Origin of the sequence: Bradyrhizobium sp. UFLA03-84 (assembly GCF_002289535.1) — a bacterium.
In the GTDB taxonomy this organism is placed as follows: domain Bacteria; phylum Pseudomonadota; class Alphaproteobacteria; order Rhizobiales; family Xanthobacteraceae; genus Bradyrhizobium; species Bradyrhizobium viridifuturi.
This window is the reverse complement of record NZ_NSJY01000015.1, coordinates 34,077-56,882: the sequence shown is the minus strand read 5'-3', so window position 1 is coordinate 56,882 and position 22,806 is coordinate 34,077. Positions and strand designations below refer to the sequence as shown.

Here is a 22,806-nt window from a genome sequence, read left to right as displayed (position 1 = left end):
ACTGCTTCGCTTTCATTCGCCGAAATCCGCCGACTGCCGCAGATTTTGTTGGTATTTCAGTTGGTATCTGCGGGCGTGATTGGCCTCCTTTCGGCGCGATACCAACGGATCGCCCGATCATGTCTCTTACAGATACCGCTGTGCGCGCAGCCAAGGCCAAGGGGAAGCCTTTCAAGCTCAGTGACGGGGGCGGCCTGCACCTGCTGGTAGCCACTACGGGCGCCAAACTATGGCGATACGCCTACCGATTCGACGGCAAGCAGAAGCTCCTCGCGATCGGACCTTATACGCTCCCGGGTTCGGCTGAGGTGCGGACCAGCTTGGCGCAGGCCCGGGACCTCCGGAACTCGGCCCGCAGGCTCCTAGACGGCGGCATTGACCCCTCCCAACAGCGGAAGGCGGACCGAATCGCGGTCACACTGGCCGCTCGGGCGACCTTCGCGGAACTTGGAGAGGACTGGTTCAAGGTCAAGATGGCCGGAAAGGGCCAGCGCACCATCGAGCGCGCTATCTGGCTTCTGAAGGTCTTGAACGCGGATCTGGGTGCCCGGCCGGCGAAGGCTATCGAGCCACCAGAATTGCTCGAGGTGCTGCGCAAGATCGAGGCCCGCGGGCACCACGAAACCACAGCTCGAGCTCGGTCCCTCGCCAGCAGCATCTTCCGGTTCGGCATCGCTGCGGGCCGCTGCCAGCGCGATCCGGCCGCCGACCTGCGGGGAGCCCTAACCACCGCCAAGGCGACCCCACGGGCAGCCATCACCGATCCCGACGGCATCGGCAGCTTGATGCGCGCCATCAAGTCCTACCAGGGCGACACCACCACGCGGCTGGCTCTGCAGCTGATCGCGCTGACGTTCGTTCGGCCGGGTGAAATTCGGTTCGCTGAGCTCGACGAATTCGACGACGACAAGAAGGTTTGGGAGATCCCCGGCGAGCGCATGAAGATGCGTCGGGATCATCTGGTGCCGCTGTCGGCGCAGGCCCGCGATATCCTGAAGGAACTGCGGGAGCGGACATCCTCGTTCCCGTCCGGAACGAGGTTCGCCTTTCCGTCGCTGATCACCCGCAATCGTCCGATCTCCGAAAACACGATGAACACCGCGCTGCGCCGGCTCGGCTACGGGCAGGATGAAATGTGCGCCCACGGTTTCAGGGCGATGGCCAGCACTCGCCTCAACGAAATGAACCACTGGAAGCCGGAAGTGATCGAGCGCCAGCTCGCGCATGTCGACAAAAACAGCGTTCGCCGCGCCTACAACCGCGCGGAGTATTGGACCGAGCGCGTGGAGATGATGCAGGCGTGGGCCGATTATCTCGATCAACTTGCGGGAAGGCTGCTATGAAACGCCATCCCAAGGATGAGGCGCCAAATCTATTCGCATGGGGGCGTGACGGTATCCCGGGAGAATTCAAGGCGTTTATCGCCGGGATGTCAGGCGATTCCCAAGGTTCGTGGAAATACCATCGAGCCGGAGTTGTCAATGTCGCCAATGAGCTACGCGAGCGCCTTCAGAAGCAACGTCAACCGTTCATCGCGAAGATCAAGGACGCAGCGAAGCAGCCATTTCCAAAGCTGGCGCACTACGAGCGTAGCATGATCTACATGCTGCATACTTATTGTGCTTCCCACAAAGAGGCGACTCCGCCCGAATTGCTCTGGCTAACATTCGAGGCGTTCGAGTTGAACGAAAACGATCCGGCACCCGAGCTAAGCCAGATTCTTGGTGTGCCGCACGACATCAGGAATATGGATCAATATTTTGAAGCTTCTCGGCTGGACGGGGAAGCCGACGCTAACCCTGATGATTCCACGTTGAGTGAAGCTGCCTTGGCAAGGCTTGTCGGTGTTGCACGCAGCACGATCAGGCGGTGGCGGCAGATGAAGTCCTACATTGACCGACGTAAGCAGTCGGCAATGGCGATTACGTATTGGCGAGACAGAGACGGTTCCGCCAAATCCTGATCTTTCCCACATGGCGACGAGAAGGTTACCCGTCGCCAATTTTCACAAGTCGAAGTTTCCACAATTCTCCGAACGTTAGGCGGCGAATAGTTCGCAGCCCGTTGGTGTCGGCGCGCTGACACCTAAGATATCGGAGGTTGCAGACATGAACTGGAATCCGGTGGCTCCGCGCATCTTTAAGCCGCGGCAGGTCCAGCAGATGCTCAATTGCGGAAATACGACCTTCTACAAGCTGGTCGCCGAAAAGCGGCTCGATCTTGTGAAGGACGGCAAAAGCAGCTTCGTCACCGCCGAGTCCGTCGAGCGCTATCTCGCAAGCCTTAAGCCGGCGCAGGCGAACGAAGCCGCGTGATCGATGGGATCACCAGAAACGGCGAAGGGCACGCACCGCGGGAACGGTGATGCCCTTCTGAATGCTGAGCGGGTTTGCCGGCCGCTTGTTGATACCAATAGCCCGATCGATTTGCAGGTGCAACGTCTGCGACGGCTCTTTGCCGTGACCGCATCGACGGCCGAGGCGATCGCATCCCTTGCGTGGGGGATCGCCAGATGAGCCGGAAGCGCCTTCCCAACAAGCGCAAGTCGATCGCCTTTAACTTCGAGTTCGAAGGCTTCCGCTACCGCGCATCGGCGAGCAGGTTTGCCGACGGTCGACTCGCTGAAATCTTCCTCGACACCGACAAGTTGGATACGCCGCTGCAGCAGAACGCGGAGACGTCCGCGGTGCTGGTGTCGTTGCTGCTGCAGCACGGTGTTTCGGTCGAAGCCATCAGGCATAGCATCCGTGGCCCGATCGCCATCGCTATCGACTTGGCGGAGGCACCGTGATGGCTCACCATTATCTCCCGTTGCCGGGCCCGGTGCTGGAAGTGATGCCGTGCGACGTGTTCATGGGCGGCGGCGGCCATGTCGTGCTCTGCCAGGAATGGCCCGACCGCGACGGCTTGGGTGAGCAGTACCTGAGGATTTTGCTTTCGCTTGATGATGCGGAGAGGGTCGCCAAGGAGATCTCCGCCCTCGTCGCAGCGCGGAGGAGCCAGTGAGCGATCGCTGGACCGCCTGCAAGCTCTGGTGCCTCGATCAGGTCTTGGTCGATCGCGGCGCCACTGACTTTGACTTTCGGGTGGCCTACTTCATTGGCCACCGGATGGACCGCGCCTCTGGGGAGGCGCGGGTGCGTCAGGAGGATATCGCCAAGGCAGTCGGCGCCAAGCAGCGGCGTTCTGTGCAGCGCTCGATCGAGAGGCTATGCGGACTCGGTCATCTCGAAGTCAAACAAGTAACCGGGCGGTCCAATGTCAACGGCTACAGGCTGCCGCTCGAAAAGGCGTCCTTCAAGACGCCCTTTGATGATCAAAATGTGTCCGCAGAGACGCCTTTCGGGGGAATAAAAGGCGTCCCAAACAACGATAAAAGGCGTCCCAAACAGCAAGAAAAGGCGTCCCGCCATTCGCACACTCCCTTTCTTCTCCCTTTGAATCTCCCTACGCCGCGCGGTGCAGCGCTCGCTGACGTGCTCGCCCCGCTCGGCGAAAAGCTCGCGGCACGCATTGGTGCCGACAAGGCACAAAGCTGGTTCAATAGGAGCGAGGTCGTCGATCTCGTCGACGGCGTCCTGACAATCACCGCGCCCACGAAATTCATGCGGGACTACATTATCGCGCACTTCGATCCAGTGCTGATCGAGGTTTCCGCCAAACTCGCCCCGGTGACCAGGGTGGAGATCGTTATTGCCTCGCAGGGGGCCGCGGCATGACCACGCCCGACCTGCGCAACCGTCTCGAGGTCGACACCTTCGCTGAATCGCTCGGGATCGATATCGAAGCGTTGCGCATTTCGGTACGATCCGCAGGTCTGCAGGCGGCCAACGCCGTGGAACGACGGAAGACCGACCGTCGACGGGCAAAGGACAGTCGACAGGTTTTCAAAAAGCACCTGCCGAGAGGACTCCACGAGCTTCAGATCATCCAGCGGGCCAACCTTTCCCGCATCACGGTGACGAAGGCCGGCGGCCAGGTCTATCCAGTCGATGAGGCGAGCCGGGCCATCGACCGCTGCATTGCCGAGCTTCTAAAGGTCCAATCCCAATGCGACTTCATCAGGCTGCCGTGTGGCGGGGGAACCGATTTCGATCAACTATTTATCGCCCTGGTAGATCGACTCCAGCCGATCTGGGAGCGCGACGCGAGAGCCGGCGAAGTTCGGCGAGCAACCTTTGCGAGCTTCATTTGCGCATGCTGGCGCGATCTAGGTTGGCCCGACGACTTCCGGGATAAGCAAGGCCAGCCGATGGGTTTGGAAGATGCCGTATACAGCCGCCTTAGCTCGCGGCAGAAGAATTCCACTTAAAATTTGTAGGGTTTCCTCCCTAACACCATCGGTGCAGAAGCAGTCATCATGCTGACGATCAAGGAATGAGGTCGTGCAACATGGCGCTCTTTGCGAAAGGTATCGCTAGCTTGGAAGGCCGACTGGAGAAGGCTCGCACGGAGCTGACTGCAGCCGAGACGGCCTTCGCCGAAGCCGTCGGGTTCGTCGAAAATCCTCCACTCTCGTTTTCTGACGATCAGGTTGATGGTCTTGTCGCCGCTCGGAATGGCTGCGAAGGGCGACTGGTTCGGGCCAAGGTCGAATTCCGGCGCGCTCAAACTGCGCTGAACGACGCATGCGCGGCGGCAGAAGAGAGGCAACGGCGTGAGAGTTTGGAACGCGTACTCGCACTCGGCGTCGAAGCACAGAAGGTTGTCCGACACGAACTGACCGCGGCGATCACGGGCATGCGCAAAGCCATCAAATTGATGGGGGAAGCGGAAGCGGCGCGTCAAGAACTGAATTTGAAGCTGCCAGCCGATCAGCGCCTCGAGAGCTTCGAATTCGCAGTGTTGGGCCGTCCTGGCGTTCCTGAGAAGACCATCAAAACCGAACTGCTCCTCAAATGGGTGAGCGCGAACGGCGACATCCTATTCTCCGAGGAAGAAGAAGCCCGCTTGCTCGTCGACCACCGCTCTGGCACCGCCAAACTTCCCCGGCAGTCGAGTGCTGGGGAGGATGTAGTGGCCTTCCGCCGTCGTTTCTTTGAGCGCCGGGTGGTCTTACCGGGAACGTCTCCTCGCATGGAAGGCGCACTTAGCGAAACGGTGAGGTTGCCAGGCCTGGATGGTGGGCCCCCCGGCTGGGAGCCCGTTGATCCTGGTGCTGCCCTGAGAATGCTCGCCGAGCTCGAGGACGCGACATCGACGAAGCCGGCCGAGCGCACGCCACCAGTCGAGACTGTCAGACCAGTGTCGCCGGTCTTGGCGACCCAGGAAGAGGTGGATCGGTGGGATCGTGAGCATGCCCCGGCGGACGCAGCGGAGTGACGCCGATGAGAAACCGTATCGACTTCAATTCCAAAGGAATCCGGCAGGATTGTTCCGTCCTCCGGTGGGATGCGGCGGTTACCCGGTCGGCAGAGAAGTTCAGCATCTCTGCCGGCCGGTCATCCGGGCGTCTTGATGGTTTGGGTCCTTCCCGGCCGAAAAGTGGATGCGGGGCGGCTACGTGCTCGACCTCTCTAGCGACAGACCCCCAAACTTATTTACGCACCAGGTTTACGCATGGGACTGAGCAGACGAGAATTCGCACGGCGTGAGAACTGCTCTGAAGGCGCGGTTAGGTTCGCGTTGAAACAGAGGCGCTTAGTGGAATTGCCCGACGGCACGCTCGACGAGGCCCAGCTCGGCGGGGCGTGGCTGCGCAATTACCGGCCGAAGGCAAAGAAGCCCGCAAATCCGGAAGTTACGCAGCCTTGTGCGGAAATTCCTGACGATGTTGCGCACTACTACTGTTGGGACGCTTCGGACCACGGTCAAGAGGTCATCGACGGGTTGGGGCTTCTGCTTCTCATCGGCAGCCCGTGGCGGGGCGATCCGGAAACTACCGGCTACGTCACGGTTGGTCTCGGCGCGAGCCTTCTGAAGCGAGAGGCCTACAAACTCGGCTGGCGCGAAGGCGCGGCGGTTGGGGCTGCTGATGCCGATCCCGTCGGCTCTAAAGAGTGGAACAGCGACCTGACTGGACAGCCGCTGACTTTCGGCCTGGTCCGCGCACTGGGCCACGCAATGAAGGTCGGTGCCGATCCGAAAGAGGCTGTCGAGTTCGACATCTCCGACCCAATCGTCGTGGCTGAGCAGATGATCCACCTTGCCGGTGACATCATCCAGGAAGACCTGAAACGCCGTCGACGTGCAGCCGGCATCACCTCACCGAGGGACAAACACAGTGGCTGACAAAATCATTCAACGAATTTCGCTGGAAGGCGCCGAAGACGTTCAAGCGAAACTGCGCAAAACCGGTGAGATCGGCGCCAAGGCGCTCGGCGACGTCAACCGGAATATCGCAGATTCGAATTCAGGGATTAGCGATTTCGGGGATTTCTTCGCAGGCGTCACAGGCAAGTCCGAGGAGAGCCGGAAGGCGATCGAAAGCGTCAAAAAGGCGCTCGAGACCATCAAGCCAGCCGCGGAGAATGCCGGATTAGAACTCGGCGCACTGGGTGAGTTCGGCAAGATCGGAAAGGCTGGGGGTATTGCCGGCCTTGTTGCAGCGATCGGTGGCACGCTGGTTGCGGCCTTGGAGAAGGCAGGCGACACGGCGCGCGACCAGGCGCAGCGGCTCGGTTCGTTCTCGGGATCAGCCGAGAAAGGCATCAAGGCTTATAACGCCCTCAAGAAAACCGCCGGCTCTTTGGAGGTGCCGACCTCGAACCTCGTCGACCCGTTCGAACAACTGTTGCGCGCCAATCAGAAATCAGGCGCCGGTCTCGGCGGCGATGAGTTGCAGGACGTTCTGAAGACGCTTTTTGAGGGCGCATCTGCTGATCGCGTGCCCCTGGAAAAGGGGCAACCGGGGATCACGGCACTCCTCTCCAGCCTGCGCGAGCAGGGGCAATTGACCCCTGAGGCGGCGAAGGCGGCTCAAGACCTGTTCCCGACGCTGATGCAGCGCCTTGTTGAGGATCTGCAGAAGAATTTTCCGAAGCAGGTTGCGCCGTTCTCGACACAGCAGGTTTTCGGGTCGCTTCAGAACATCGGGCCTCAAATCGGCGCTGACCTTGCGGCATCAAAGGCGGCGTTTCCGCCCGGCATTGAGGACAGTTTAAACAAGCTAAAGGCGAGCGGCGAACGGCTCGGCAATGCGCTCGACAACACCACGATCGTCTCGAAGGTGCTCGACAAGGCGGCGGCAACGATCGATGCCACCGCCGAAGGCCTCAACAAATTTGGCGCGCCCATCGGAAAGCTCGCCGCAAGCGTAGCTGAAGGATCGCCGATTGGTCTGGCCGCCAAACTTGCGTCGCTCGGAGGGTCAGTGGTTTCTGCCGGTGTATCGTCGGCGGTTAACGCCGTCAGCGGCGGGGAGAAGCCAGAGGGCGAAGGTGCCATCGAGACGCCTGCACAGAAGGTCGGTGGCGCGTTTGAAGCGCTTGAACCTAAGATCAGGGGTGCTCAGCAGCTATTCGATGAGTTCAACAAGAAGGGAGCCGCGCAGCTTGACGTCATCGGCAGCAAGCTGACAACCGAGCAGGCAGGAATCGACTACAAGTTCAAGCCGCAAGAAACGGATATCAAGCTGGGGCGAGATAAGCTCGCGGTCGACCAGGCTGCGATCGCCAAGCAGAGCGCGCAGATTGGTGTTCAGGAGGCTGCGAAGAACAATGAGCTTGCGAATCTGGCCCCGGAACAGGCCGAAAGCGCATCGCGTAATGCTGACAGCCGGTATTCCAAAGCGCTGAAAAACCTCCGTGACCTTGAAGGTTTTGACACCAGTGCAATTCAACAGCGCACGCCTATCCAGGATGCACTCAATGAGCTGAAGGACGCCGACACCGCTCGCAAGGTTGCTGACGTCAATCGCAAGTATGCCTACCTTGAGCCGCAGAAGGCTGAGCTTGCGCAGCAGAAGGCTGAGACCGACATCAGGTCTGCGGATTACCTTCAGCAGGATACGAAGCTGACATTTGCGAAGGATGAGGCCGGCCGAACACTCTCAACCGATGTTGCCGGGCTTCGTTATGCTCAAGCGCAGCTCGACACGCAGAACAAAATCCAGCATGACGGAGACGTCAGCGTCCAGCTGCTCGGCGAAATTCTCCAGACACTCGAAAAGCAGGGGGCGGAAAAGAGCGCTTCCAGTGGCAGCGCATCTAGCAGAGCACGCGCAACTGAGCCAACTAGCGGTTCAGGCGCGGGCCGCGCTGAGACTGGTACTGGGATCAATGGCGGCTCACCCATTGGAGCACCCGCACAAGAAAGCTATGTCGGTCAGAACGCCTTGCGTGAGGCCGAGAAGAATTCGGGCGTCAGGAACGCAACGGCTGGTGATCTTTCGCCGATCGGGCCTCCGGCACCATCCATCACGAAGGAAGGCTTCCGAGCCGATCAGGATCAATCGATCGAAGATCTAAAGGCAGATTGGAAGTCTCAACGCGAGCTCAATGCTCAACTGCACAATGGTAGTTTTGAATCAAGGACGGTAGGAACGCAGGCATCGCCGCAAGCACGCACGCCGGCTGGCGTGTCTCAGGTCTATCCTCCGCCGGTGCGAGGCCACTATGATGAGGCAGGATCATTTGTTCCTGACGTGCCCATCAACAGAGCATTTGGCTCGGGTGCATCGATTCCTGCTACCAATGATTATGAATTCGGTGGGCGAAAAAATCCTGCTGGACCTTATCAAGAAGGGATATCAGCGCCCGTTACGTTTCCCACTACAACCAGCAACAGTTACAAACTCTGCCTTCAGAGTATCCGAATGGCGTGCCTCTTCCTCAGCCGCGGCCGCCGGAGGCCGACCAGCAAAGCGCGCTGCCTGACCCGCAAAAGCTCGCTGGCTTGCAGAGCGCATTTAACAATTTCATCGATCAGGTTTCCGCGAAGCTGCAAACCAAAAGTGATGCTGACAATCAGACGACCGCTGCTCCAGCGGAGAGCGAGCAACAAGCCGCGCCATCGGATAGCGGTAGTGATCTTGCGAGCGCCTCCGATGAGGCAACCAGCTCGCTCAAGGAATTTGCCGCCGCACTCTCCGCCGTCTCGAACCAGACGGAGCCCACCTACGCGGCAGGCGGTGGACAGATCAGCGGCAAGGGGACAACGACGTCCGACTCCATTCCCGCGATGCTTTCTGACAAGGAATTCGTGGTCAATGCCGAGGATGCGCAAAGAAACCTCGGGCTGCTACACGCGATCAACAGCGGGAAGCAAGTTCACTTCAAGCATCTCGCGCTCGGTGGTCCTGTTGGGTTCATGGGCAGCGTCGGGCATCTTCCGATTGCCGGATCTGGATCGATCGGCGGCGGCACAAGCTCGGGGGAAGCACTTCACCCTGTGACCATCGCATTGCCGGACGGCCGCGCCGTTGGTGGTCTGCACGCGCCCAGGCACGTTGTGGATACGCTTAAGCGCGAGTCAGTGATGGAAGCCGCGGTAAGGACCGGTACGCTTCCTAGCTGGAAAGGGGCGTGACAGATGGCCGATCAGAGAAAATTCGGAGCTGCCTGCGATGCCGAGGCCGCGCGCGTCAGAGCCGAAGAGGGGCTGAGCGAAGATGAATTCCTCGAGCTGGAGCTGACGCCGGAGTTACTTGCGTTGCTCGAAGAAAGCGGCGGCTCGCTGATTGAGATCGTCGAGGAAATAGATCTGAAAAATGGTTGACCGCCCCAAGAGCCGCAAGACGCATATCTCGCGCATCTTTGGTACCAATAAGCAAGGTGAGCGCCTCAGCGACATGTGGGCTGATGTCGAACGCATCGACGTCGCAAAAAGCAAGAACCAGGTGTCTAAATCAAACGGGTCGCAGGGTGTTCAGCGAAAGCTTCGGTGGCGCGACGATCCGAACGCAGATGACTATTCGCCCGACGGCAACCCTTCGCGCAAGGTCGAGATTTTAAAGTTATGCGATCCCGAAGCCGAGGAAGACGTCAACGATCCTTCGGAATGGATACCACTACGGGTAATCCGGGGTCTGCGACCGCGCATCGAGGGCGGAGCTAACGCCAACGGCGCAGCTGGGATGGATCGCTTCCGAAATGCGGTCAACGAAGAACTGAAATCGTCCCGCGTGGTCGAGGTTCGTCGCGTCATCCGTTACGAAACCAACTATGATTCCGTCATCGACGCGGCAGCTGAAGCAAATCCCGGGCTGCTGGAGTACGTAATCCCGACCGACGACTATCAGAAGGATCTGACCACCAAAGACGACAAGGGTGACTATATCGAGTACGAAGTGCCGCTTTACCTCAAGCATAAGGGCAACCACGACGACGTCAGCGGCCAGAGCGGCCAAACCAAGCTGCTCAATCAGTATCTCATTGACGAGAGCGAGGCGCCTACGGGAAAGGTTGTGGGCGCCAATGGGCTGAACCCGCCTTACAGGCTTGATCCATACCAATACATTGTGAACGTCAATTTCGGTGGTCTTGCTGTCGAATTCCCCGACGAGAGCTATATCGAGATTTCTCAGGCTGTTCCGCCCTCGAAGAAGCTATTCATGTCCATTTGGTTTCGTGTCCCAGCGGAGTCGCTAGCAGCGGCCAAAACCGAGTTCGAAGCATGGAAGGATAGCGGAGCAGACAGGCCACCCTTGACGGGCATTGTGCCGATAGCGGTCTTTGGCTCATCTAGGACAGCCAAGAAGTTCGATTTCCCGTTGAGAGAGGTTGGGACTGTAGCGGCAGTCACAAGCTATAGCTGGGACACAAGCATATGCGGGTGGCAGCAGGTTGGCGAGACTGTCCCATCGCAACCGGACGAGGCGTCGCACTGGGTTTTCAACGATGAGACCAGAGATATCGATCCGTCCTACATTGGCATTGACTGCAGCGGCGACGTCCCGAAATTGTCCGTGAATATCGTAATGCCTACGAGCAACCTTGCTACGATTGAAGGATCGTGGCCGGTAATAGTGAGCACCGAGGCACCAGACGCGATCGGGCTCTATGGTACCGTTACGGCCACAGACGAATGTACTCCGCCGGTCAACAATCACGCTCCCGGCGACGGGTCCGTTTGCGACCTAGAGCACAAGCCTTCAGTGCTGCCGTTCAACGACATAACGAATACCGATACTTACGAAAGCAATGCCGACGTCGTCATGGGCTATCGCCCTGAAACCTTCCGAACAGTTTCCGGCAGCAATGTAGGGGATATTTCGTTCGGCGAGCACTTCCTCGAGGCATCTCCTGGGGGGCAGGAGGTAACGCCCGGTGAGTGGCATAACCTAGAGCTGTCGATCGACTTTACCAACTCCTGTTCTGCGGACGGTATCCTTGGTGATGGTAGCGTCGTTCCCGACTTATTTGACACCGCGGGAAGCAGAACATCGAGCGCGTGCCGCATGTTTATTGCCTTCGACGACCGAAACCTTACTGGCAAGTCTATGTCTGCCTACTGGCCGACCGGATATAGCGACACGAATGCGATCCTTCCGGTGAACGGATACTTCGTCGCAACCGATATCACGAACAGCTTTTCGGCAACAGCGGACGACTGCTTCGGCAACAATGTCACGCTCGTCCAAAATCAGCAGCAACCGAAGTTCAGATATTCCCCGGCAGCATTCGCGCCTGGCCTGGTGAGTTTCCCTGGCTCTCTATACGCCGGGATGAATAAGCGCATCGAGATGGGCGAAGCGCAGATCTTCATGGACGTCACCGCAGACACCGCGTCGGAAACCGTGCGACGGGCGTTCATTACAGAAAAAGGCTCGCCGGCGAGCTTGAAGAAGGCGCGCGATCTGTTCGGGAAATCGCCTGAGGTGCTGGTGCACGGCAGCGAGAATTGGAAGAAGGCGCGCAACACCGGAAGTCTCGCAGATCCGGATAATCCCGAGGACGGCATCGCCGTCGGCAAGATCAAGCGGTTCACGCCGAACCCGAAGTTGGGCCGATGAGTTGCCGCTGTGCCGAACGACGGGAGGCGATGAAGCGGGCTTGGGAAGCCAAAGCGCGCGGCGACATGGAAGCTCTAAAACGGGAGCTGCGCTTCATTGCTAAGTCTTCGATTGAAGACGTGAGAGCGGCAACCAGGCGGCTCCAAAACACGGAGCCAAAACTGAGGGGCGCAGGAGACGCGCAATCATGATGGATGGGACAGACCTTGATGAGTTGCCTCAAGGAATGCTTGGAGCTGGTCAAGCAAGTCCTCAGCGGCTCGTCTATCAATCTGAAGAGTTGTGGTACCCGCTGCATTGTCAGGCAGCCAAGTGCCCACCACGGAAATTGCAGCAATGTCGGATCCTGGCTTCACCCGAAGCTGAGCGTCCTTCACCTGAAGGCGCTGAGGTGGAATAGTCGTCCCTTGCACGGAACCCGATAGGATTTGGTTGTTAACGGCTGCAGGAGACACCTTCAGGATTGCGTCCGCCAGCCATATCGCGTGTTTGTAAGGGATCGTCCATCTCTGTGGAATCCCATCGATTGGTTCGATCAGAACGTTCACGGAGAGGCCGTCTGCAGAATTTTCGACCTCGCGAAACCGTTTTATTTGCAATTCTTTGGGTTCACAGGGCAAGTGCATCACTCCAGTCATTTGGATGTGAGGTCAGAGAGCCATTTCTGGAGGTCAATGCCGTTCATCAACTCCAACCTAGTAGGCAAAAATGGCGCAATCGATGGATCGGTCCTGATCTGCGGCGCAAAATCGGACGTGGTCGTAATAATGCCCTTGGACGCCTTCTGATCAGCAGACAGTACGCCGAGCAACGATCGGCAGGCTTCGGCGTCTACACGGTGGCCATGCGCGTATTTCTTGACCGAGCCCAGAATCTTGACTGATCCAATTCCAGTCGAGGTGGCGATAATATCTCTCCCGTGATCTCCTGATCGCGGAGTAAGAACCACCTTGTATCCGGTTTGCTCGTAGGCGCCGGCCACCATTTCTTCCCACTGTGTGGGCGTCAACTGCGACGCCAGCTCCCAATCCTTTGCCAGCATTCTGGCAATTTCCCTCCAAACGACGGAGATGGACTTAATCAGGACGCCTTCCGAAACCTTGCGTTCAGGAATGATCAAGCCTTGCACTACGAGCGCGGGAATATTCTGATGATGGCCGTTGCTCCCATCCAAGAACTCGACGGCTGTGGTCTCGTATTCGTCGTCGTCTTCTTGACCGATCCGTACCATGATTGCTCCCGCGTTTAGAAAGGCAGAGCGTGCGATCTCATGTACGCCTTTGCCAGTTCCCAAGCTACGCTCATTCCGAAGCTACCGTACTTGTTCATTTTGGCCATGGCGTCGGCCCACGCTTTCGGATCGCGCACGTCGTCTACGACTTCGTGTCCGTGCCAACTCAGGCCATAGAAATTCTGAACCGTCACACCATCGGCAGCGATGCCTCCGGTATTGATGAGGTTACCCTGCGTCATAATGCGGACGTGATAGGCAACTTTCTCGCTGCTGTGACCATCAAAAATGAGAGGTGTCTCGCCAATCTTCAAAGGGACCGGATTATCGGCATTTACCCCGAGAGGCTCGAGCGCCAAGAGGATGTCTCTAACGAGGTTCAAGTCTCGACGCATGCGTTGCCTTTCCCTTCTCTTCTCCTTGGCGGAGGGCGGTGCTCATCTGAAATCCACGGGGTAAAGCACCACCTTTTCTCAACCGTTAGGCGAGTTCAAGCTCCGGGATTCTACGGTGCTGAAGTGTGAACTGGTTCACAAAACCTGCGGCGTGCGGGCTGCTAGATGGTGGCGCGCTGGGGGATTTCAGGGGCCCGGTATCAGGCGCCGTCGGGACAGCTCATTTCGAGCCCGGCGGCGTAGCTTTTTGCGATCAAGATCCCTGACCAGGCGGAGATGGCGACCATCTCAACCGTGCGAATGGAGGTGGCGCGATGCCCACGGCACGAGAAGTTGATGGCGCATATTTAAAGTTAGCCCGGGCAGTCCATCACATCGATGACCTTCGCCAGAAAATTGATGCCTATCTCTCAAGCCGGCCGTTCAAACTGGTTGCTCACATCAGGCGAAAGGCGAATGAGATCGGATATCGCGTCAAGACGGAGAAGCCAATACCATCGGAGTTCGCTGTCATCATTGGAGATGCAATCCATAACCTGAGGGCAGCACTTGACGTCATGCTCTATGCTCTCGCGTCGGCGCGAGCTCCCAGCAAAGAAAACATACAGTTTCCTTTTCCCAAAAAGGAGGCAGACAGCGCCCTTGAGGGAGCAATTAATAGTGGGCAAGCGAAATTTGCGGGAGACATGGTCGTCGAAGCGATAAAACGCATCAACCCGCGCGCGAGCACCAACCCTATTCTACACGGGCTCCACGCCCTTGATGTGCGAGACAAACACCAACTTCTAATTGTTTCGCGAGGCGTTGCTAATCTAACCGGTTCAACGTTGAACCCGCTCGTAGGTGGGGACGGCCCCCTTAACGTCCAACTCCCTGGGGGAGGCACTGCTCGAATGCATGTTGGACACGGCGCGTCGATCATCATGGACGTACCTGATAATAAGGACATACTCAAAGTCGCTAAGACGTTTCGCTTACGCGATTTGCCTGACACGCAAGAGGACGCCCCTATTCAGCCGGTGTTTGTCATAATCTTTGCTAAGGGGCAGGCTTTTGGCGGCGGGGCCGTTCTCGTCACCCTTGAACGGGCTGCTGAGGCAGTTCGCGCAGCATTGGACCAGATGGTCATCGGTTACCTTGACCCCGCGAACAAAGTACCTTGACGACCTTGCTCCAATGCCGCGTCTGAGATCGGGCTATCGGCGGCGGTCGCGCCTGCTGAACATGCTTCGAAAGCCCCGGGGCAGCCGCGGGAATTCTTCGTCCGGCTTCGGTCTATTGCACTTCGGGCAGGGAGCGCCAGCACCGCCGCACCGGCACGCATGATTGCCGGTCCAAGGTTGGTCCGGATGGTTCTCACAGACCCAGCCGGTATCGTCGCAGAGGATGCAAGCCGGTTCAGTCATCGCATCAGATCGAACAGCTCGAGGACGTCAGCCAGCCTCAGCTTGGCGCCCTTAGGCATGTGCTCCAGGAGCATATGCCTGGTCTCCGCGGCGATCTCGTCCCGCTTGAGCGGAGAGCGTTCAGATGGAACAGCCGCATTCTGTCGGCGAATTGCCGGGCGACTTCAGACGGGATTTCGAGCCGCTTTCGGGTGAAGGGCATGCCCGGAAGATAGGTATCCGGCGTCGGTTTGGCGAATTCGGTATGGAGCGGCCCCAGCGACCCTTTGGGGGCCCTGGGAGGCTTGGAGAGCGCTGGAGCCGCTTACTGGCCCGTTCGGCGCATGCGAGCCAGTTCTCAAAAAGCAGTAACAAGTGCCGCAATGACGACGGGGCAAAGCCCTTGTATCCGCGATGCCGGCGCGAAAAAGACCTCGGCCATGGCATGTCCCCATCCAAAAGAATGCGCTCAGTGTAAGCCCGGTAGTTTTCTCACCGAAAGTGCAGTTTGTGCCACTTTTTCCCGATCCGTAACACTACGGGCATTCGTGCTACGGCCTTACCGTTGGGGCCGCTTTTCGTCAAACGAACAGGTCTTTCCCGGCCTACAGCATTCTCACGAACGTGCCGCTCTCGTGATATTCGAGCCAGCCTTGATCCTTGGCGTATTGTAGCCCGGCCCAGTATTCGGCGGGCGTTGCCTTGTCCTCATCGATCATCGGCCGATTGATCTTCTCGATGTAGATCCGGCCGTCCTGGATCGGCTCGAAGGCTCGGGCGTGCTCCGTGATCCTGCGGGCAGCTTTTTCAGGGTCGGAGTAGGGCCGGTCACTCTTCATCTTTGTCTTCAGGCCTCACGTATTTCCAGTCAGAGTAGCCATAGATGCCGGCCCAATGGTGGACGAGCGCTTCGCAATGCTCACAGTGAAAGCTTCCCGACCTAGCGATCGGAACAACGGCACGCTCTTGGACTGCCGAATAAAGCGCTCCACACCCGCGGCAATTGAAATAGACCCTCATCCCCGATCCTTGCCCCGCCCAAAACGCCCTTTAGCCGCGTCCTGGGTTTGGTGCCAGAGCTCGATGCTCTTGCGATCAAGGCCAGCGTAGAACCTCTCCCAGACCTTCCGGAAGGCGATCTTGGCTCCATCCAGATCGGGCGCGTCGCCGCTGGCGTCAGGCGGAACGGGTAGGGGGACGGTGTGTCTCTACCTACGTAATCATGCGGAGTTTAACCCTCTGATATTCCAGCTACATCGCAGGCATGGCTAACCATGTCCCATGGTCACCAACGCCGCGACCGAGCACAGCCGCTAGTCACTTGCCACATACTGCAAGATCTCTTTTCTGGCGCCAATTCGTCGAATTGCACCACGCGCCGGGCGCTCGATTATGAAATAGCAGCAGGACGAAACAATTAGCGTTGTGCCCACAAGAACGGCGTAGACCTCGGGTGCCCACGCGGGGAAAGTCGGAAATATCCGGATGAATAAGGCCAGGATCAGAAAGTGCGTCAGGTAGATCGAATAAGAAATGACGCCGAGGAAATGCAGGATCTTCGACCCAAGGAGGTGGCTTGCCGTCGTTGAAGAATCGGTTGCGGCCAACACCACGAAGGGAAACAGGAACACGAGCGCCTGTGAATGAATTAGGCCGAGATATCTAAGAACCATGACGGCAATGAAGGCGAGCCAAATTATTAGCGAGTGGCGTGTGCAAAGCACATAGATCAGGTCGCGCTTCTGATAGCTGGCGAAGATCAGCCATCCGACGGTGAATCCGCATATGCCCCGCAGGACGCTGACCCAATAGCTCCACTGGTTCTCCGCGACATAAAGCTCAGCACTCGTGATGCGCTCGTCGAAATATGCAAGGAACAATCGGTAGGAAATCAGCGACAGCGACATCACCATCACTAGCCTTGCGAAGGTCGACCGTGGCGCTGGAAGTGCAAGCAGTATGGGGAAAAGCGCTACGTAGCAGAACCATTCGACTGAGATCGACCACGCAGGGAAGTCCCAGTGTACGCCGGAGCCGACAAGGGGCCACGCATTCAGCATGAGAAGCTGACGCCAGAAGTCATGCAGCGCAGCGCTGATCGGATAAGTCACTGGATTGATGATCAGCGGCCAAATAATGAGCGCTCCCGCTACTAGCAGGCTCACGACGTATAGCGGATAGATCCTGGCTATGCGGGCTAGCAGATAAGTCCTAAACTCGAACGTGTCGTCGCGACGATAGACATAGAATAGCGTGAAGCCGCTCAGGCAGAAGAATAGATCGACGGCGGCGTTGTGCCACATCAGGAAGCGTCCAGCATCATAGGGAAGCGGCAACCGGAAGTGAGCGAGAGCTACGGTTGTTGCGGCTAGTCCGCGAAGGCCAGTGAGCGCCCTTAATTCGGACGGCGTCCCTTGATCGAAAGTCGGTGACTTCACGGCCGCTTCTCGGCTTCCAAATGCGTCATCCGCAGCGCTACAATCGCAAACGGGACAGTCGCGAGCCCGAAGACGATGTCGACGAGGTAATGGCCGCCGGCAGTCATCGCTGATGCGATCATCACGACGTTGAGCGGGAGAAAAAACCAGAAGAGAAATGTTCCGCGGCTGCACAGGATCAGGATCAGCCCGAGCGAAGCATGGAACGATGGGAACTGGATGATTCCATTCGGCGATCTCAGGTCTATCGTGTGCATCGCGCCGGAGCGTAGCGCGTAAAAGTCCGGCAAGTAATACGCACTGGTCAGACGTGCTACGCCATAGTGAGCCCAAGCGCCCTCTGCCGGAAGCGCCATCGATATCGGGATGATGATTAGCAACGTTACCGCGAATAGCCACGCGAACCGCCGGAGCTGGGCTGTTTTCCTCGTCACGCAGAGCGCAACTAGAAGAACGAAGAACTGTGCGATCATGGTATCGTAAATGATGTCGAGCGTGGAGCCGATCGCGGGATGCTCGACTTTCGCCCACGTAAACGCTGCGGGCCAGTCAAAGCCTATCGCTGCATCCATGGCGGCGAATCTGTCGTCGACCAGTGGAAAGCGCTGGGCGCAGGCCAAATAGCTCATAATGATCGCCAGGTTAGTGAAGGCGACTAACTGAGCGCAGGTCAGGGTGATCGACGCAAATAGAGGACGCTTCCGAACGTTTGTGTAGAACAGGTTTAGGCCAACAAGCAGGGCGAAGCCGGCGATGATGGGAAAACCGACATGAACTCGCAGGCCGGTCCGGACCAAGCTCACCACCACTATGATGGCCATGGCACCGATGATGCCCCAGAGCTGCCGCGCCTCACTGCGTTCTCGACCGACAGTGCTTCCCGCACTGCACTCTGAATATGACATCTGAAAATGACCAGCCCTGAAATGGCGATAACTTACCATTGCAGTTCCTGGTTGAGCAACGACCTAGGTGCCCGTTAGTTAACGGGGTTTGAGCCGAAATCGGCTTACGACGCGACACCAGGCGGCTGGAGCGAGCCGCCCGGTTTGCGGTCTCGATCAGATCTGGTCCCACAAGTTTTCCGACACCGTATCTCCTCGCAGCATAGTGCCGTCTAGATAAGCCGGCGCATCGAGCGACAGCGGGCTATGAATATCGCCGTAGGCATGCGTCGGGAATTCCCGATTGTGCTTCCTGACCATTTCCTTTGCCCGACTTGGCACGTCTTCCCGGCGCAAGGTTCGCGCAGCGAGTTCCAAAAACAACTCACTCACGAGGTCGTTGCGATCGTCCTCAGAGAGGTACCGTGGAGTTAGGCTGTAAAGCCATTCTGGATCTCCTGACTGCGGGACGTAGAGCGGGATTGTCCGATCGATAACTGCAGGCTCGGTTATGTTCGCGCGAACCAGCCCACGGATGGGCGCCAGCGCTCCAACACGTTGCATGACCGCAAAGCTCTGCTTGCTTCGGATGTTTTCCAGGACGAAGCGGTTGAACTCAGGGTAGGCGATCCGCGCCTTTCGCCACTGCGGAGGAGTCATGATGCTCCGCCGACCGGGAGTAGAACGGCCGGCGGCGACGATATCGGCCACAGACAAGCCCGTAGCAATAGCACGCTTTGCAAGCTCAATTTTTTCGCGCGTGACGGGCGCGCCTTCTCTAGCACGCTCCTTGTTGCAGGTCCGACACTGGCGCGTGCCGTTATTCTTCCAGTAGGTGTTCTCGGGCGTGAATTCGTGGCCTTTGCCGCAGTGGGTGTTGTTGCCGAAGACGCGCTTCGATCCCGCAATCCGCGCGGCTAGGCTGTTGGCTTTGATCAATGGCGTCGCGATAGCATCCCACTTCGGATGGTCTTGGCGGTAGCGCATCACGGAATCGAGTGTCTTGGGCGCGGGAAGAGGCATCCGCTTTAGGGGCGTGCCAGCACGTAGATGCTTCATAACCTCAGCAGCGTCCGTGTCTGTCAAGTTCACGCACGTTTTGCACTGATGGTGCTTGTGATTTTTGAAGGTGAGAACAACGACTATATTGTCAGGCGTGAGAGCGTGTCCAAACTTGCAGTGTGTGCGACGAAGAATACCTGGAGCGATCTTATCCGGTGCCGCGCGCTGTGGAATGGGTTCGACCGGCTCCGCTAAAAACTTGCTAACGGCGTCGAACCTAGGGCGGCAAAGCCTGCACGCTCTAGGATTCCAACCGACCGAGGCCGCCGCCATTTCGCGATCCATAACATCGGGCGTGAGTTCGTGCCCGAAGCTACAATGCGACCGATTCGCCGTCCGCTGCGCGAACCTCGCGGAGCTCGCAGCACTGAAGCTTGCGCGCGAAGCGGCGAGCATCTCCTGCGACCACTCTGGATTTTGCGCCCTGTAAGCTTCCAGTCCCATCTCTTTCGCAAAGCTTAAGTTGAGGCTCCGGAAAGACCCGCCGCCCCGTATGTGGGCTTCGATCTGCTCGACATCCGTTTGAGTAATATCCATGCAGATGCGACATTGGCGGTGAGGGTACTTATTTCCTTTGGCCTGAATGACGGTCGTGTTCTCGGGCGTCATCGCGTGACCGTAGTTGCAGTGCGACTTGGGTTTCGGTTTTCCTGCCATAGGTTCGCTCCATCATGCGCGAAATGCGCGCACAGGAGCCGATTCCGGAATTTCAATCAGCACCAGAAAGGTGCCAGGGGAACTCCCGCAATGCTTGCAATTAATCCCTGCAATTCACTGTGTGAGAATGGCGCGCGGGGATCCCGCAATTAACTCGATCGGCTCATTTCCGGCTCCGATCGCGTCGCACCTTCTGGAATTCCTCGGGTCCTTTGATAAGCCGGCGCTTGCGGCTGGCTCGATCGTCCGGGCTGGCCGTGGTGTCGGACATCTTGTCGATCGCAAAGCCGGCCATCTCGCGCGCACGCTGACGTGGCGTCTCTTTGAGATCGTTCGGACGTTCGCTCTCCGGCCGGTTTTTCGGCTTTACCGTCAAGCCAAGCTCGACCAGCCGGCGGATCGCCTCCGATCTGCCAGGAGCATCGTACTGCTCTGCAGCCCAGCGATCGACCTTTTCAATGAATTCATCCGACAGCCGCAGCGTTCGCACGGGATCATTGCCGGTGGCTGGTCGACCAGCACCGGGACGCCTTCCGCCTCTCGATGATTTTAGTATTGCCTTTTTCATGCGCACGTATTACATCATTCAAACTTGCCGAAAGCAAGCGGCTCGCCGTGGTGCTTGGAACGCCGCGACGAGCCTGACCCACAACCTTGGAGCTTGATCCATGTCACAGGCTACGATCACAGATACCACATCGAGACGGCGGTTTCTCGCCGGTACCGCCGCTGCCGTCCTTATCCCCACTGGGGCCGTCGCCGCACCGGTGTCCGCTGATCCCATCTTCGCCCTGATCGAGACCCACCGCGCCGCGGCGAAGGCCTACGGAGAGGCCACGCACGAGCAGTGTCGCCGGGAGCAAATCCTGATCGACGAGGGCATCGGCCTTTCCCCCTTTGCCGTCATCACTTGGGGCGGCCGCCCGATCACGGTACACAGCCACGGGCATATCGACAGCCTCAAGACCGCGTCGGATCGGCAGCGGGCAAAAGCTCATGCTGATCTGGATATAGCTTTGAGGCGGCATGGGGAGATCTTCGGCGACGCCGAGAATGTCGCCGATGCTGCGTATCAGGCTGATTGCGAGGCGCTCGATCGCCTAATTTCGACTGCCCCCACGTCGAGCGCTGGGCTACGGGCGTTGGTCTCCTACCTGGTGGAGGAGGTCGAGGACGTCAATACGCTGCTCCATGGCGATTGCCGGGTTGAAACGCTCCTCGTCACGATCCAAGAGGCCCTGGTAGCAGGGGGGCAGGCATGAGCACCACACCCCGCCGGCGCCCCCAGCAGTGCCTCGCCACCACGATCCGCAAAGTCGAGCCGATGGGCGCCGGAATGGTCCGCATGTACTTTGCGGTCGAGCAAGCCGGCGGCTGGGAGGACCGGGCCGTAATCGAAATGCCGTGCTGTTCAATTCCGAGCAATTTCGCTTTTGCTCTTAGCGCCGTGAAAGCAATCGAGCGGGAATTGGAGGACGAGCCGAGGAGCGGGCTGCAGCTGGTCCCGCACCTTGGCACGGTGAACTGAGGCGGACCGACCATCGGACCTGACCGTCCCAAGAAAACAACGCCGCCGGTCTCACAAATACACGCCCGGCGGCGTTTCTTACCAATTCGGGACGCTGAAATTCCCGTACCTTCCGAAACTTGCAGGCTTTACCGCCAGGCTCAACGCCTGCTGGCGACGTGCATTGGCGAGTTGCTGCTTGGCGGCGGGGGCCCGATAGAGGCCCATATGGCGATGCCAACCGCCAACGCGGCGAGCACGGTCTTCGTCGCGATTCTCTCGCTGTCCATTTTCCGCAGACCTCTCAATGCGCCAGCCGGCGCATTTCATGGAGACGAGCGGCGCAAAAGTCGCGATACAAATTGTTGATGAAATCCCACATGACCGATCCCCTTTGGTCGTCTAACACCGGGAAGCTTGCGCCCGTTTTGTTTCCGGGCGGCTTCGTCGGACCTAGAAAGTGGTTTCATTTGGCGAGGGTGGTGGGACCGGCTAATTTGAACTCGTGGCGCTAGCGCGCTGCATCCGGCGGCTGACTGCAACGACAAGGTCTGGCCGCTCGAGCACCTCGACAAGCCTATCGAGGATCATCCTCTCGTTGGAACGCGGCCGAGGTTCTAGGTATTCTTCGAGTATTTCCTGAGCGGCGCTTACTGCTTGGAGAGCGAGATCTTCATCCGACATCTCTTAAAGCTCCGAGGAAACTTTTCGCTTAACCATCCTAAAGTCATCCGGTTCCCGAACCATGAAGAAATCGGCGTCGTTTTTCGGTGGGAACAAGCGGCAACGCCAGGAATCATCCCCACGGCTCCCGGTCTTAATGCCTACCCCCACGGCGATCGGGAGTCGGAAATGGCGGCCTCGGCGTGCCCGCACACCGGGGCCGTTCCCCGGGGACAAGGGACATTTGCAGGTATCCCGCCGGAATGTTGGTATCCTAGTTGGTATCGCGTCTTGATCACGACAATTGTCTCAGAAAATCAAAGGGTAGGGGCTCCAGCCCGGGGAGCCAGCTTTGCTGGCCCCATCAGCAATTGCCATCGACACTCACAAGCGCGTGGTCCGCAACATGCAGACCAAAATCGTCGTCAAATCGACTCAATAGCCGTCGACACTTTGTCGTGCCGGGTCTTGAGAGGTGATTTTGATGGCCATTAATCTGATCGACCTGTCGATGCCGCAGCCGACGCTTGTTCCGAGTGATGCTCCTGACATCAGCGATGACGAGTGTGTCCGCCGGCTCGCGAGGGCCGTCGAGGAGCACGATTCCGAGCATCTCGATGAAGTGGCCCGCCTGATCGGCCGGCTTGCAGTCACGATCGAATAGAGCGCGCCCCGGAGCATCCCGTGCGCC

23 protein-coding genes are annotated in these 22,806 nt (G+C 58.4%); 16 read left to right on the top strand and 7 right to left on the bottom strand.

Going from position 1 to position 22,806, the window contains the following annotated elements:
• Positions 1–119 precede the first annotated feature (119 nt).
• The 12 genes from CK489_RS28890 to CK489_RS28835 all read left to right on the top strand — a co-directional run bounded on the left by CK489_RS28890 (position 120) and on the right by CK489_RS28835 (position 11,893).
• Entirely contained in the window at positions 120–1,343 is a 1,224-nt protein-coding gene (locus CK489_RS28890) for a tyrosine-type recombinase/integrase (RefSeq protein WP_095734744.1), read from the top strand.
• Entirely contained in the window at positions 1,340–1,963 is a 624-nt protein-coding gene (locus tag CK489_RS28885; protein WP_095734743.1) for a hypothetical protein, read from the top strand. The genes CK489_RS28890 and CK489_RS28885 overlap by 4 nt, the downstream gene beginning before the upstream one ends.
• A 145-nt stretch (positions 1,964–2,108) precedes the next feature.
• On the top strand, positions 2,109–2,315 hold the full coding sequence (locus CK489_RS28880; protein WP_095734742.1) for a helix-turn-helix domain-containing protein: 207 nt from the start codon (positions 2,109–2,111) through the stop codon (positions 2,313–2,315).
• A gap of 197 nt (positions 2,316–2,512) precedes the next feature.
• Positions 2,513–2,791, top strand: coding sequence for a TSCPD domain-containing protein (locus CK489_RS28875; protein WP_095734741.1), 279 nt, complete (start codon positions 2,513–2,515; stop codon positions 2,789–2,791).
• A complete protein-coding gene (locus tag CK489_RS28870) occupies positions 2,791–3,006 on the top strand; it encodes a hypothetical protein (RefSeq protein ID WP_095734740.1) in 216 nt (71 codons plus the stop codon). The genes CK489_RS28875 and CK489_RS28870 overlap by 1 nt, the downstream gene beginning before the upstream one ends.
• A complete protein-coding gene (locus CK489_RS28865; RefSeq protein WP_095734739.1) occupies positions 3,003–3,719 on the top strand; it encodes a DnaA N-terminal domain-containing protein in 717 nt (238 codons plus the stop codon). Before CK489_RS28870 ends, CK489_RS28865 begins: the two co-directional genes overlap by 4 nt.
• Positions 3,716–4,312, top strand: coding sequence for a hypothetical protein (locus CK489_RS28860; RefSeq protein WP_095734738.1), 597 nt, complete (start codon positions 3,716–3,718; stop codon positions 4,310–4,312). The genes CK489_RS28865 and CK489_RS28860 overlap by 4 nt, the downstream gene beginning before the upstream one ends.
• A gap of 80 nt (positions 4,313–4,392) precedes the next feature.
• The gene (locus CK489_RS28855) at positions 4,393–5,322 is read left to right on the top strand and encodes a hypothetical protein (protein WP_143278257.1); all 930 of its coding nucleotides are present in this window, start codon (positions 4,393–4,395) and stop codon (positions 5,320–5,322) included.
• A 321-nt stretch (positions 5,323–5,643) separates the two neighbouring features.
• Positions 5,644–6,231: a hypothetical protein gene (locus CK489_RS28850; protein ID WP_143278256.1), complete on the top strand. Its 588-nt coding sequence runs from the start codon at positions 5,644–5,646 to the stop codon at positions 6,229–6,231.
• Positions 6,224–9,334: a phage tail tape measure protein gene (locus tag CK489_RS28845; RefSeq protein ID WP_095734735.1), complete on the top strand. Its 3,111-nt coding sequence runs from the start codon at positions 6,224–6,226 to the stop codon at positions 9,332–9,334. Before CK489_RS28850 ends, CK489_RS28845 begins: the two co-directional genes overlap by 8 nt.
• A 137-nt stretch (positions 9,335–9,471) precedes the next feature.
• Complete coding sequence (locus CK489_RS28840) at positions 9,472–9,657, top strand: hypothetical protein (RefSeq protein ID WP_095734734.1); 186 nt, start codon at positions 9,472–9,474, stop codon at positions 9,655–9,657.
• Positions 9,650–11,893 (top strand): hypothetical protein, encoded by a 2,244-nt coding sequence (locus CK489_RS28835; protein ID WP_095734733.1) that lies wholly within the window; start codon positions 9,650–9,652, stop codon positions 11,891–11,893. The genes CK489_RS28840 and CK489_RS28835 overlap by 8 nt, the downstream gene beginning before the upstream one ends.
• A 634-nt stretch (positions 11,894–12,527) precedes the next feature.
• Here the strand turns inward: CK489_RS28835 and CK489_RS28830 are convergent.
• Both CK489_RS28830 and CK489_RS28825 read right to left on the bottom strand, forming a co-directional pair.
• Positions 12,528–13,124 (bottom strand): restriction endonuclease, encoded by a 597-nt coding sequence (locus tag CK489_RS28830; protein ID WP_095734732.1) that lies wholly within the window; start codon positions 13,122–13,124, stop codon positions 12,528–12,530.
• Positions 13,125–13,138: 14 nt separating this feature from the next.
• Positions 13,139–13,519, bottom strand: a complete 381-nt coding sequence (locus tag CK489_RS28825; protein WP_095734731.1) for a DUF2513 domain-containing protein — start codon at positions 13,517–13,519, stop codon at positions 13,139–13,141.
• Positions 13,520–13,833: 314 nt separating this feature from the next.
• Here CK489_RS28825 and CK489_RS28820 point away from each other — a divergent pair, with 314 nt between their 5' ends.
• Positions 13,834–14,682 (top strand): hypothetical protein, encoded by an 849-nt coding sequence (locus CK489_RS28820; protein WP_095734730.1) that lies wholly within the window; start codon positions 13,834–13,836, stop codon positions 14,680–14,682.
• Positions 14,683–15,509: 827 nt separating this feature from the next.
• On the opposite strand, the gene CK489_RS28810 is transcribed toward CK489_RS28820, so the two are convergent.
• The 5 genes from CK489_RS28810 to CK489_RS28790 all read right to left on the bottom strand — a co-directional run bounded on the left by CK489_RS28810 (position 15,510) and on the right by CK489_RS28790 (position 20,513).
• On the bottom strand, positions 15,510–15,743 hold the full coding sequence (locus CK489_RS28810; RefSeq protein ID WP_095734728.1) for a hypothetical protein: 234 nt from the start codon (positions 15,741–15,743) through the stop codon (positions 15,510–15,512).
• Between the two features lie 474 nt (positions 15,744–16,217).
• Positions 16,218–17,342 (bottom strand): acyltransferase family protein, encoded by a 1,125-nt coding sequence (locus CK489_RS28805; RefSeq protein WP_095734727.1) that lies wholly within the window; start codon positions 17,340–17,342, stop codon positions 16,218–16,220.
• Positions 17,339–18,286 (bottom strand): phosphatase PAP2 family protein, encoded by a 948-nt coding sequence (locus tag CK489_RS28800; protein ID WP_095734726.1) that lies wholly within the window; start codon positions 18,284–18,286, stop codon positions 17,339–17,341. Before CK489_RS28800 ends, CK489_RS28805 begins: the two co-directional genes overlap by 4 nt.
• Before the next feature lie 117 nt (positions 18,287–18,403).
• Positions 18,404–19,945, bottom strand: a complete 1,542-nt coding sequence (locus CK489_RS28795) for a hypothetical protein (protein WP_095734725.1) — start codon at positions 19,943–19,945, stop codon at positions 18,404–18,406.
• A 163-nt stretch (positions 19,946–20,108) separates the two neighbouring features.
• Positions 20,109–20,513 (bottom strand): hypothetical protein, encoded by a 405-nt coding sequence (locus CK489_RS28790; RefSeq protein WP_245350535.1) that lies wholly within the window; start codon positions 20,511–20,513, stop codon positions 20,109–20,111.
• Between the two features lie 100 nt (positions 20,514–20,613).
• Between CK489_RS28790 and CK489_RS28785 the strand changes: the two genes are divergently transcribed.
• The 3 genes from CK489_RS28785 to CK489_RS28770 all read left to right on the top strand — a co-directional run bounded on the left by CK489_RS28785 (position 20,614) and on the right by CK489_RS28770 (position 22,779).
• Positions 20,614–21,207, top strand: a complete 594-nt coding sequence (locus tag CK489_RS28785) for a hypothetical protein (protein WP_095734723.1) — start codon at positions 20,614–20,616, stop codon at positions 21,205–21,207.
• A complete protein-coding gene (locus CK489_RS28780; protein WP_095734722.1) occupies positions 21,204–21,473 on the top strand; it encodes a hypothetical protein in 270 nt (89 codons plus the stop codon). Before CK489_RS28785 ends, CK489_RS28780 begins: the two co-directional genes overlap by 4 nt.
• A gap of 1,126 nt (positions 21,474–22,599) precedes the next feature.
• Positions 22,600–22,779 (top strand): hypothetical protein, encoded by a 180-nt coding sequence (locus CK489_RS28770; RefSeq protein WP_050404540.1) that lies wholly within the window; start codon positions 22,600–22,602, stop codon positions 22,777–22,779.
• Positions 22,780–22,806: the final 27 nt, after the last annotated feature.